The sequence below is a fragment of the Mobilisporobacter senegalensis genome, assembly GCF_003752155.1.
Lineage (GTDB): Bacteria > Bacillota > Clostridia > Lachnospirales > Lachnospiraceae > Mobilisporobacter > Mobilisporobacter senegalensis.
Map to the genome: position 1 here is coordinate 97325 of NZ_RJVG01000004.1, position 11826 is coordinate 109150.

At 31.1% G+C, this 11826-nt stretch carries 14 protein-coding genes and 2 tRNA genes; 3 read left to right on the forward strand and 13 right to left on the reverse strand.

The features are described from left to right. Window positions 1-195: 195 nt before the first annotated feature. Window positions 196-450: a single-stranded DNA-binding protein gene (locus EDD66_RS07785; protein ID WP_123609018.1), complete on the forward strand. Its 255-nt coding sequence runs from the start codon at window positions 196-198 to the stop codon at window positions 448-450. 378 nt (window positions 451-828) lie between these two features. Here the strand turns inward: EDD66_RS07785 and EDD66_RS07790 are convergent, their stop codons facing one another. Together EDD66_RS07790 and EDD66_RS07795 are read right to left on the reverse strand one after the other, a co-directional pair. Then, window positions 829-1407: a relaxase/mobilization nuclease domain-containing protein gene (locus EDD66_RS07790; protein WP_123609019.1), complete on the reverse strand. Its 579-nt coding sequence runs from the start codon at window positions 1405-1407 to the stop codon at window positions 829-831. After that, on the reverse strand, window positions 1386-1664 hold the full coding sequence (locus EDD66_RS07795) for a plasmid mobilization protein (protein WP_123609020.1): 279 nt from the start codon (window positions 1662-1664) through the stop codon (window positions 1386-1388). The genes EDD66_RS07790 and EDD66_RS07795 overlap by 22 nt, the downstream gene beginning before the upstream one ends. 342 nt (window positions 1665-2006) lie before the next feature. Here EDD66_RS07795 and EDD66_RS07800 point away from each other — a divergent pair, with 342 nt between their 5' ends. Then, window positions 2007-2195, forward strand: a complete 189-nt coding sequence (locus EDD66_RS07800; protein ID WP_123609021.1) for a helix-turn-helix domain-containing protein — start codon at window positions 2007-2009, stop codon at window positions 2193-2195. 49 nt (window positions 2196-2244) lie between these two features. Here the strand turns inward: EDD66_RS07800 and EDD66_RS07805 are convergent, their stop codons facing one another. After that, complete coding sequence (locus EDD66_RS07805; protein ID WP_170164294.1) at window positions 2245-3426, reverse strand: tyrosine-type recombinase/integrase; 1182 nt, start codon at window positions 3424-3426, stop codon at window positions 2245-2247. Window positions 3427-3519: 93 nt separating this feature from the next. Then, a complete protein-coding gene (locus EDD66_RS07810; protein ID WP_207667763.1) occupies window positions 3520-3699 on the reverse strand; it encodes an excisionase in 180 nt (59 codons plus the stop codon). A 257-nt stretch (window positions 3700-3956) separates the two neighbouring features. Between EDD66_RS07810 and EDD66_RS07815 the strand changes: the two genes are divergently transcribed. Beyond that, window positions 3957-5954 (forward strand): hypothetical protein, encoded by a 1998-nt coding sequence (locus EDD66_RS07815; RefSeq protein ID WP_123609023.1) that lies wholly within the window; start codon window positions 3957-3959, stop codon window positions 5952-5954. 112 nt (window positions 5955-6066) lie between these two features. Here the strand turns inward: EDD66_RS07815 and EDD66_RS07820 are convergent. From EDD66_RS07820 to infC, 9 genes are all read right to left on the reverse strand, one after another. After that, window positions 6067-6151, reverse strand: a tRNA-Leu gene (locus tag EDD66_RS07820). A 173-nt stretch (window positions 6152-6324) separates the two neighbouring features. Then, the gene (locus EDD66_RS07825; protein ID WP_123609024.1) at window positions 6325-6759 is read right to left on the reverse strand and encodes a GNAT family N-acetyltransferase; all 435 of its coding nucleotides are present in this window, start codon (window positions 6757-6759) and stop codon (window positions 6325-6327) included. 80 nt (window positions 6760-6839) lie between these two features. After that, entirely contained in the window at window positions 6840-8051 is a 1212-nt protein-coding gene (locus EDD66_RS07830; protein ID WP_123609025.1) for an anaerobic nitric oxide reductase flavorubredoxin, read from the reverse strand. Window positions 8052-8148: 97 nt separating this feature from the next. After that, window positions 8149-8220: transfer RNA gene (locus tag EDD66_RS07835), tRNA-Asn, on the reverse strand. A 59-nt stretch (window positions 8221-8279) separates the two neighbouring features. Beyond that, window positions 8280-8897, reverse strand: coding sequence for a peptidase C39 (locus EDD66_RS07840; protein WP_123609026.1), 618 nt, complete (start codon window positions 8895-8897; stop codon window positions 8280-8282). A gap of 2 nt (window positions 8898-8899) precedes the next feature. Then, window positions 8900-10015 carry a M20/M25/M40 family metallo-hydrolase gene (locus tag EDD66_RS07845; RefSeq protein ID WP_123609027.1) on the reverse strand — a complete coding sequence of 372 codons (1116 nt, stop codon included), beginning with the start codon at window positions 10013-10015 and terminating at the stop codon, window positions 8900-8902. Between the two features lie 218 nt (window positions 10016-10233). Then, window positions 10234-10590, reverse strand: coding sequence for a 50S ribosomal protein L20 (rplT, locus tag EDD66_RS07850; protein ID WP_123609028.1), 357 nt, complete (start codon window positions 10588-10590; stop codon window positions 10234-10236). Window positions 10591-10619: 29 nt separating this feature from the next. Then, a complete protein-coding gene (gene rpmI, locus EDD66_RS07855) occupies window positions 10620-10817 on the reverse strand; it encodes a 50S ribosomal protein L35 (RefSeq protein ID WP_123609029.1) in 198 nt (65 codons plus the stop codon). A gap of 68 nt (window positions 10818-10885) precedes the next feature. Next, window positions 10886-11380 carry a translation initiation factor IF-3 gene (infC, locus tag EDD66_RS07860; protein ID WP_123609030.1) on the reverse strand — a complete coding sequence of 165 codons (495 nt, stop codon included), beginning with the start codon at window positions 11378-11380 and terminating at the stop codon, window positions 10886-10888. Window positions 11381-11826: the final 446 nt, after the last annotated feature.

Consider the following 11826-nt stretch of genomic DNA (forward strand, 5'->3'; position numbering starts at 1 on the left):
GACATAATATAGCTAAATGTTAAAACTGTCTAACCATTATGTCAAGTCCAATTAGAAATATCTCTACTACTATACTATTCTTTCCTCTTCTGTAATCTTTAATAGTAAAAATACAGTTTGACAACATGCTTTATTTAAAATATAATAAGGCAAACAACGTTGACATTATATTTGATAACATGGAGGTCGACAATCATGATAGACATTGATCAATTATTAGACCACGCAATAAAGGAAACTGAAAATGTTAATCTAAATGAAGAATTTCTATTAAAGGATTTATTTAAAGGTTATGAATGGAACAGAATTCCACATAAGGACAGATTGCTTTTAGGGATACTGTTTTTAAGATATGTGGAAAATAATAAAACATTTATTACCCCTTTTAAAAAAACATCCTCTAAACAACAGATTTACACAAAAGCTAGGAGAAATCGATATGGAGTTTAATACCAAATTGAATAAATATAAACTCTAAGTATTCATTTAATAATCTAACCTAATTTGAGCTTCTGCCCCTTAGATACATAATGCTACCGAATGTGAGCTCTACGATACTTTTTATTTCTACTGCATATAGAATTCTTACTCGGATTGTAGCATATTAAGGAATCATTCTTCTCAATGATTCCTTAATATGTTGATACAAAAAGAAAATAATTAATTGAGAAGGAATAGTATATTTTTTTCATTAAAAGAGATAAGTATTTCGTATTCTTGGTTCATAAACTTATGATACTTTATACTTATTATTTCATACAGCAAGTGTAGATGCTTATATCTTTTATATACTATTGATTTTATAAACAATAAGCACATACATAATTTTTACATATATCTCTTCCTATTCAATTCATAACATTCTCCCCAAAGTTCTTTTAACTGTTTCTTCCACTTCCAGTCATCTTCATCACCATAAAAAATTTGCCATTCTAAATCAAACGGTAAAACACTTCTTAAGTAATCCTTTAATTTAAAAAAGGGCTGCCTTCCACCTATAAACTTATATCCATCTATATATGAGACCGTATTTACAATAAAATGAATATGTAATGAACCATCTTTAGAATAGTGGTCATCATGTAAAGCAAACACAATCTGAAACCTTTCACCTATATACATAGCAATCTGATATCCTATATAATATGCTTCCTCATATTCAATTTCATTTTCCCAAAATGGAGCAAAAGCAACTATGAAATGAACCAATTGTCTCTTGTCCTCTTTATGCCATGCTTTTTTCACCATAATAAAATCCCTCAAAGTATCTTGAACACTAGAAAAAGAGGCTCCAATCCCACCATAAAAATTAAATCTATTTTTACTAGGATCCATAACATATCGAATTATTCTACCCATATCTTCAATGCTTTCATATCCTTCATCTACAAGCTTAATAATTGACATATTCTGCCGTACCTCCTTTCTAATTCACTAAAAGAAATATCATAATGATTAAATTTTAAAAGATTTATTTCTTTTGATAATCTGCAACATTCTTCCACAATTTTTTCCTTATGTGGCACAAAAGCAGGTATCATAGGATTTAAAGCACAATCAATCATATATTTACTTATATTCATATTTCTTTCACTTGCATCACCACTAATTTTTTCATATTCCTGCTCGGTACACCGGATGTTTAACGTTTTTGTTTTTTTCATCTTAGGGTATCCTCCTATTTTTAAATTGCTTTTTCTAAGATCATTGAATTTATTCAACTATCCTAGTACTTCTTATTTCTTTTTTCTTAAGGTTCTCACTTCCTTTGATCATTACTAGCAAGAAAGGATATTGGTATTACAAGTCCTTGCAATCAATATCTTTTCCTAATAATATGTTTGATGATTATAAAAAGTTATTATTCATTATTTATCATTACTTACTATCTTTTTGATTTATCTTTAATTTTGGACACATGATATTATGATTTTCTAACTTGTCCTTATATGTTATTCATATAACATTTATATATACAAAATAATTTAAGATAGGAGCGTTTAATCATGTTTAATGAATTTGAAGACTTAATAACCATAGACGATTTATGTGATATGCTAAACATAGGTAAAAACTCAGCCTACAATCTGTTAAAGGATAAAAAAATAAAAGCATTCCGTATTGGTCGTGTATGGAAAATTCCAAAAAAATCTGTAGAAGAATATGTACAAAGAGAAAGTATAGATAATAGTTAATATTAACTATAAACCGGGGCAATCTGTCCCGGTTTTATAGTCTAGTATTCTAAGAATTCATTATTTTTTCTGTCAGTTTATCAATTGAATTGATTTTGGTTTCTTCGATAACGTGAGAATATATATCCATCGTAGTTGTTATCGTAGAATGACCCAGGAGTTCTTGAATTACTTTTGGAGATTCCCCTTCATTTAATAAGATTGAAGCAAATGTATGACGCATATCATGAAAACGCTTTTTCTCAATCCCTGCTTGTACAAGCAACTTCTGAAATCCTCTTAGTAAATCTCTAGGATTAATAAAATCTCCATTCTCTTTAGCAAAGACAATGTTGTTATCAATATAGATATCACGATTGAGCATTTTTTCTTCGCTTTGATCCTTCTTATGCTTTTTTAACACAGTTATCACAATATCATTTAAGGGAATGCTTCTTTGACTCTTTCTAGTCTTGGGCTCCATCAGAATAAGTTTAGAGCCTCTTTCACCATCACTTTTTACATCTTGTACTCTACATAGAGAATGTCTTACATATAGTTTTTTCCCTTCAAAATCAATATCATTCCAGTGTAACCCCAATATTTCACCCTTTCTAAGTCCGCTAAATGTTTCTAATAAAATAATAGGATAAAGCCTATCATCTCTTGCTACATTTAAAAGTTTTTGCACTTCCTCAGGGGTTAATGGATGGATCTCCTTTTGACTTTTTGATGGAAGTATCACTGATTTACTAACATTCTTATTGATTAAGTCATTTTTGTACGCTTGCTCTAATGCTCCGCTAATCAGAATATGAAGATATCTAACACTTCGATTAGACAAGCCTCCCTTGCCATCAACGCGACCATTTTTTAGCTTATCATTATAGAAAGCTTGTAGCTGGGTTGTTGTTATTTTATTCAGTGGTGTATTACCAAGATTAGTACCATATATGTGAGTATCGAAGTAAAGTATATAGTTTTCATAGGTTGTAAGTTTTAATACTAATCTCTTGTAATTCTCTAACCACTCCTTCATCCAATCCTGTAGTTTCATATTTGAGCTTTCTGTTACTTCTCCATTTTTTGTAGCTTCTTGCATTTCTTGTAACTTTTCTTTTACAATCTTTTGAGTTTTGCCATACACATATTTTCTTTTTGGAATTCCATTGATGCTTATATAACAGCTTCCACACCAGTAACCATCTTTACGTTTAAATATTGTTCCTTCTCCATTACTTCTTTTTGCCATATCAATCTCTCCTTGCATATGTTTTTAATTTATTGCAACAAAAAAAGCCCCCAAAAGAATACTGAGGACTTGCTTTGTTGCAAAGTTATGTAGCTATATAGTTTTATTTAATTCTTCGTTGATAAAATTCTCAAATCTAATTTTAGGTATTAGAATCCTTTTTCCCATTCGTACAACCGGGATCTTATTCTCTCGCACCAATTCATACATAAGGCTTTTTCCTATACCAATAAGTTCAGCTGCTTCAGTAACACTATAAGTTAGTTTTTCCATATTAACCATTCCTTTCAATACTAATTCATCTTTATAATATATTTCTATATTATTCTGTTCTTACAGTTATATTTTTAAATTTTGAGGCTGATTAGTGGATAATTTCATATTCATAAAATAATTAATACAATTATCTTTTACTATTTCATTTTAGTTGGTTTAGTTGTCAAACCATGGTATAATATGGGCATTATAACAAAAACTAGGTACACAATACATTTAGGTACACACAATATCCACATAAAGGAGACAATAATATGAGCAGCACAGATGAGAAAAGTCGTAAAAACGAAGTTAAAAATGTCAATCCAGAACTCTGGATATATGATGAGAAATTAAGAAATGAATGGCTACAAAATATGCGAAAAGAATCTCTTAAAAAGCAGCGTGACAAAAAAAAAGATTATCTTTACCAAGTCTACGATGATTTATGTAATAAGTATAAATTATTCTTCCCCTCTGAAAATAATCCTGAAAGTAAATTTGACTTGATTTTTAATGCAAAGTATATAAAGTATTATTTTTACTATTATAAAGATAGGCTTTTTTTTACCGGAAATTATTTGCACTTATTACTGGAAATAAAAGATATATCAACTTTTTTTGAAATGTATTCCATCCCACATACAACAGATTTATTATTAGAAAACAATATTATAAATAATATAAAAAAAATACTGAAAATATCTTCTTTAACTCTATCACCTTATCAAAGGTTAATTAAAGAGTTCAGGATATTGAACAAATTCGAGAATGGCCATATATTAGATATTCCTAATAGAGTATTTAAAATTATAGATGCAAATTTATATATATTTATTGATAACCAATTGTACTGCGCAACTTATGATAAAATTAAAGATTGGAGTAAAAAGGTACTAGGTAAAAAATATGATGAACAATTTTGGACGAGGCTGATTAAATCATTACCTAAAGAGTTAGAGTATTGGGATAATTATACTAATCATGGTCAGCCTAAAGCAACTTCATCTGTAGATGATGAAAATAATTTTATTACTAATGCAAATTATATTTATTTTAACAATAATAGAGATTTATCAAAGATCTTTTACAATTATCATGAAAAAAAGTTCGTTGAAGAGAAAGCCGATTCAAACCAAAAATTGTCAAAACTAAAAATTGGAGAACTACCCACATTTTCACAAAAACTTTTTGACTTTTTAGAATTAACTTTTGGAGATAATGAAAATGGTTTTAATGAATATGCCAGATTTATTACAGCATGTGTATGCCCTTCTAAATTAATTGAACCTAAATTATATGTAATTCAAGGAGATGAGTTAAGCTGCAATATGATTAAAAATTTTACAGATGATATCTTAAGCTCAGATGGTAATCAAAAGGGAGAAAGAATCGGTAAATGGAGTTATTTTAATACGCCTTATAATATACCGTCTTGGATTGATCAAGATATGCGAGAATTCGTATATTATGCAGAGGTAGATAGTATGGGAACTCCTGAAATGAAAAATATTAAACTTTTAAAAAAATTAATTATGGGGAAGAAAGTTACCAAAGAAGATACGTTAGTAAAAAAGATAGTCTATAGAAATACATTACCACTTATTTATTTTTCTACGAGGCAAGAAAACTTTAATTGGATTCATCATAATCTTCCATATAAAATAATAGATATGAATCACTTTAACAAGAATATAAATGAAATTGAAAAAAAAATACATGAATTAAGTAAAATGGATTTATATTCTCTAAAAATATTTTTTATATTTTACGGATTGAAATTATTATCAATCCAAGATCAAAATAATAAACAAACCGCTGATAGCAAAGTATCGACCACTCAAACTGGTTCTGATGATGCTATAGATATTTTTTTATCTGATTTCTGTACTATAGATAAGTCTGATAAGACCCTTTTTACATATTTTAGTGATTTATATAATGCCTATCATACATTTTATGAAAAAAAATACTTTAGTAAATCTATATCGGAAAGAAAATTTATAAAAGAATTAAAAGGAAAAGAGATTTTTGAATATAAAAAGCCACGTACTAGTAGAACTGATAGTAAATGGGCTTTCATTGGCATCAAAGTTAATGCCCCAAAATTGAATGAAGAATATTATGAAATTAAAACAGAAAACAACGAGCTAAAAATAGATATATTTGAAGAAAAATTTAACTGTATCGATTTTATTGAAATTTTTAGATTATTGAAGGAAGATAAAATCCCAAATCCATTTGGTGTCCAAATCATAAGACAGGACACATAAAACTCTCTAAAATATTTTCTTTTTGTCTCCGTTGATGTAGTCGTTGATGTAAACACAAAAAAATAAGGGTTTCAGAATTTATCAAAAACTCTGAAACCCTTATAAACACTACTGCAGTCGACGGGACTTGAACCCGTACGAGCGCAATGCTCACTAGATCCTTAGTCTAGCGCGTATGCCAATTCCGCCACGACTGCAAAATTATAAATGTTCTCTCGCGAACGATTTATATTATAACAAGATAGTATTGAAAAATCAATACCTTACTATTAAATAATATTATATTTTTTATAATCTATGCTTCTTTTTATCTTTTAAAACTTTATATTTTATAATATTTAAAGGATTAATATAGAGCAAAGTTCTAATTCTAATAATCCAGCCTCATAATATGCTCTTTTCCGAACACCTGACCATCAAACCGAAAGCCAAAGCTTTCATATAATCTTACCCCAGCTATACTTTCCTTATGTACTCCTAAAAATATCTTATTACGTGTTTCATCAGATTTGATCCTATCAAGTAACAGCTTCAAAGCAGATCTTCCATATCCCTTAGATTGAAATTTCTCATCGATCATCATACGGTAAATCCAGTATTCACTATCATCTTCATCAATACAATACATTACAAATCCAACCATAACTTCGTCATCGTATACAGCAAGGGGGATACACTCCGGCTGGACTTTAGACTGTGCAATAGAGACTGCATTGGATGTCACAAAATCCGCTTGCTGTTTTTCAACAGCAAGCTCTATGCAATCCCAAAAATTTTCCCTGGTTATTTCTTTTAATGTAACCATAATAATCTCCCATATTTTAATTAATATAATCCAATGCCCTTTAGTGTTATTGTAAATAATTTACATTTTTATGACTATTCCTAACTTAATCTTTCTACTCCGGTAGATAATTCCTTAATCAAACTCTTACCAAACTCCATGCACTTATCCAGTGCCTCCATATCCGGGCTCCATAATACTTTTATTCCGTCATTCATTATCTCAAATCCCGATTCTTCTAACTCTTTTGTAATGATTTTGTTTCCTTCTCCACTCCAACCATAGCTGCCAAAGGCTGCTGCCTTTTTATTCTTAAATCTTAGACCTTTGATCATCTCTAATATTGCAGCAGTGGAAGAAAGAATCCCATTATTAATTGTAGAGGAACCTACAAGGATCAATTTCGACTTAAATACTTCTGTTATAATATCATTCTTATCTTTCTTGGCAGAATTAAAAAGCTTAACTGTGACTTGATCATCTACAGATTTTATTCCTTTTCCAATTGCTTCCGCCATTTTTCTGGTAGCTTCCCACATGGAATCGTAGATGATCGTTATCTGATTTTCCTGATATGCATCCGCCCATTTCATATATTCATGTACAATCTGAGTAATGTCATCTCTCCAGAGAATTCCATGGCTTGGAAGAATCATATTAAGAGGAAGGTTAAAACTTAATATTTCTTCTATCTTTTTCGTCACCAATCCACTATAAGGAGTCAGTATATTAGCATAGTACTTTATTGCTTCTCCATAAAGTTCTTCTTTATCCACCAAATTATTAAACATATGCTCTGAAGCAAAATGCTGGCCGAAGCCATCATTACTAAATAGTATGTTCTCACCTGACAGGTAAGTAAACATGGTATCTGGCCAGTGAAGAAATTTAGCTTCTACAAATGTTAATTTATTCTCTCCAATATCCAGGGTATCACCTGTTTTTACTTCTACAAAATTCCACTCCTTATGGTAATGCCCTTTAATAACTTGTATTCCACTCTTGGTACAATAGATTGGAGTATCTGGAATCTCTTTCATTAAATCCGGAAGTGCTCCACTATGATCTACTTCTGAATGATTCATGACGATATAATCAATCTTATTAAGATCTGTTTCTATTTTAAGATTTGCTATAAATTCCTTGGAGAAAGGCTGCCATACCGTATCTATTAACACCGTCTTCTTATCCTGTATCAAAAATGAATTATAAGAAGTTCCCCGATGAGTAGAATATTCCTTTCCATGAAAAGTGATCAGTTCCCAGTCAATCTTACCCACCCAGGTAACTGTATCTGTAATCTTATAAGTCATCACAATCCTCCTTATGAATAGTTTATTAACTAAATTCTTACCGAAATTAAATTTACTATTCATTAGAAGGAACTTCTTAAATCAGGGTATAAAAAAACTCCCCGAGTAGGGCTCGAACCTACAACCCCACGGTTAACAGCCGTGTGCTCTACCATTGAGCTATCGAGGAATAACAAATATATTCTAATACCATATTTTGGCCATGTCAATAGGGTATTAAAAAATATTCTAAATAATATATTCTATAGAATCCATTGTCCTTCTTCGTTCCTGATGATACATAAGAACACACTCTCTGCCATCTAATTTACCAAGAGCATAATTTCCTTTCTCTTCACTATTAAGAATGCTGTATAATACCTTACGATTCATCTTTGTAGGTTCATTCTTGATCATCTCCACCCCATCTTCTTTAAATGGATTTCTCCTGTAATAGGGGTCAAAAATATAGACATGTTCTCCATCAGTTCCAGTTAGCAGTACATAATGCCAGCAGCCAAGCATGACCCTGGCAACTACTGCTCCTCCCTGTTGAAGGCATTCAGTTATTTTGGAATTTTTCCCGATATAAACCTGCTCTCCATTTAAAACTTCACAATAAATTGGCCATTTTTTCACTTTTCCGAAATGATTCAGCCAATTGGCAAGAAACATCATGGCCATACCTGAAGTGCCGCTTTTATATGCTTCTCCTTTGCTATTATAACTGTCCAGAGTATATTGCATAATACTTTTCACAACCTCTGGCAGTATCTCCTCCCTGTGAAATAAGAAATTTATTGCATTAAGTACCGTTGTAGGGCCGCAATCATATTCTGTTGTCTGATAGCTTAATGGATTCTTCATATCTATTCCTCTCTTGTCATTAAACCTAAAACTATATTACTGATTCTTTTTAATTCCTCTATTGTGGTATATTCGTTACAGGAATGTACCTGATTCATGCCACATGCTATAACAATGCCTGTAATCCCATGAAGCATAAAATTATTATTATCACTACCGCCACAAGTTGTAACTAATCTGGTCTCATAATCTAACTCTTTACAAACCTTTTGAAACCTTTGTACGACCGGATGTGCTTCTTCTACTTCATATGCAATGCAGCCAAAAGATGTTTCATAATCACAGGCAGCGCCGAAATCCTTAACACTTCCCATAAATATATTTTTAATTCTTTCGGCCTCACCCACTGCTTTTTCATGGGTAAGACTTCTAACTTCTCCTTTGATTATACAAGAATCCGGAACAATATTTCTGGCCACTCCGCCTTCCATGATACCTACATTGACAGTCATCTCATCATCTACCCGTCCCAGATCAATGAGTGTTATTGCTTTTGCCCCTATTTTAATTGCATGGATCCCATCTTGTGGAGCAAATCCGGCGTGAGCTGCCTTACCCTTGATGATAGCTGTAAAGGATACTAATGTGGGTGCCTTTAATGCTGCCAATCCTACTGGTCCGCTAAGATCCAGTACGTATGCCTCTTTACTTTTTATCTCATTAAAATTATATTCATTACTTCCCAGCAGATAGGATTCCTCTGCTATTGGAAATAAAACCTCTATACTCCTATGAGGCAGCTTATTCTCATGGATCACTCGAAGAGCTTCTAATATTCCTACAATACCTGATACATCGTCAGCACCTAATACTGTTGTACCATCACTGGTTATCGTTCCATCATCCCCTACGATTGCTTTTTTCCCTTTAGAAGGTTCCACAGTATCCATATGGGCAGAAAAAAGAAGAGGCTCTCCTTTCAGCCTTCCGGGAAGATAACCATATACATTTCCACAATTACTGCCATATTTTTCTCCGGCAGTATCCTCGGTTACTGTAAAACCTAATCTGAGCAATTCATCTTTTAAATAATCTGCCATCTTCCGTTCTCCAAATGTAGGGGAATCTATGGAAACTAATTTACAAAATTCATTTACGATTCTGTCTTCTTTAATCATACCATCCTCCGAACCAGAACAAATCAAAGTGATTTGAAGTTTCTTAGTCATGTGCAGCATTTCATTATCAGTATATACTAAATTATAATTTATTAATATAGGATTAATCAACTTAAAATTAATGTCTTCTCCAAGTAAAAGAACCAATTTTAGTATAGAATTATAAAATTCTACTAAAATTGGCTCTTTCTTCTATATAATACTATTTATATTCAATATTATGCTATCTTTGTTTTAGCTACTTCTGCTAACTTAGCAAATCCTGCTGCATCATTAATTGCCATATCAGCTAATACTTTTCTATTAAGTTCAATGTTAGCTAATTTTAATCCATACATAAATTTGCTGTATGAAAGACCATTTAATCTAGCAGCTGCATTGATACGGGCAATCCATAATCTTCTGAATTGTCTTTTTCTTTCTTTACGGCCTGCAAATGAAGTAGTTAATGCTCTCATTACAGATTGTTTTGCTACTCTATATTGTTTTGATCTAGCTCCTCTATAACCTTTAGCTAGTTTTAATACTCTGTTATGTCTTTTTTTAGCGTTCATTCCGCCTTTAATTCTTGCCATATTCTATTTCCCTCCTAAATACCAATATCTTATAGATATGGTAAAATCTTTTTCATATTCTTTACATTTGTTGCATCAGTAATTGTTGCTTTTCTAAGATTTCTCTTTCTCTTAGTACTTTTCTTAGTAAGGATATGGCTCTTGTAAGCTTTCATTCTTTTTAATTTTCCATTACCTGTCTTTTTAAAGCGCTTAGCAGCAGCTCTACTAGTTTTCATTTTTGGCATAATATTTCCTCCTTGATTATTGTATCGAATCAGATAAACTTCTAATTGATGCGTATTTTAATTTATGCTTAACGTTTTTCAGTTAAAAACATTATCATACTTCTGCCTTCTAATTTAGCGGGTTTTTCGACAACGGCAATATCTTCTAATTTAGCAAAGAATGTATCAAGAATTTGTCTGCTTGATCCCATATGTGCCATTTCTCTACCTCGGAAACGAAGTGCAACTTTCACTTTATCTCCTTTGGTTATGAACTTTCTTGCTTGATTGGCTTTTGTGTTAAGATCATTCTCATCAATATTAGGAGACAAACGAATCTCTTTTACATCTGTAGTTTTTTGTTTTTTCTTTGCTTCTTTTTCTTTTCTAGCCAGCTCATATCTGTATTTACCATAATCTATGATCTTACATACAGGTGGTTTTGCAGTTGGAGCAATCTTTACTAAATCAAGATTTGCTTCTTTCGCTAGTTTCATTGCTTCTTTTGAGGACATAACTCCAAGTTGTTCTCCATCTTCTCCGACAAGACGAACCTCTTTGTCCCTGATTTGCTCATTAATCATTAAATCGCTAATAGTAGTGCACCTCCACATATTTGAATACTTATTTTTGCAAAAATAAAAAAGTGAATAGTATAGACTATCCACAATAAGTTCACATACATAATAAAATAATGACCTGCATCATTATTATTATATAAACTATTAACCCAAGTCACTCTTTGTGCTAAGGTGAGAGTGGATACTCTACTTTATTTTCATGTGAACATTTTCCGCTCACAGTTTCTTAATTATAACAGTGTTATTGTAATATGTCAACTTATTTTTTAAGAATTGTATGAATAATTATTTACATTTTTAACTTTTCTATTCCACCTGATACTAATCTTATATTTCTCTTATTATTTTTCTTATATTATAGAAATAATATACCTTAAGTTATTCTACCATTTTATTATTCCATACTTAGTTGCAATTAGTTATAATACGCTCTTTTTATCAATAATCAA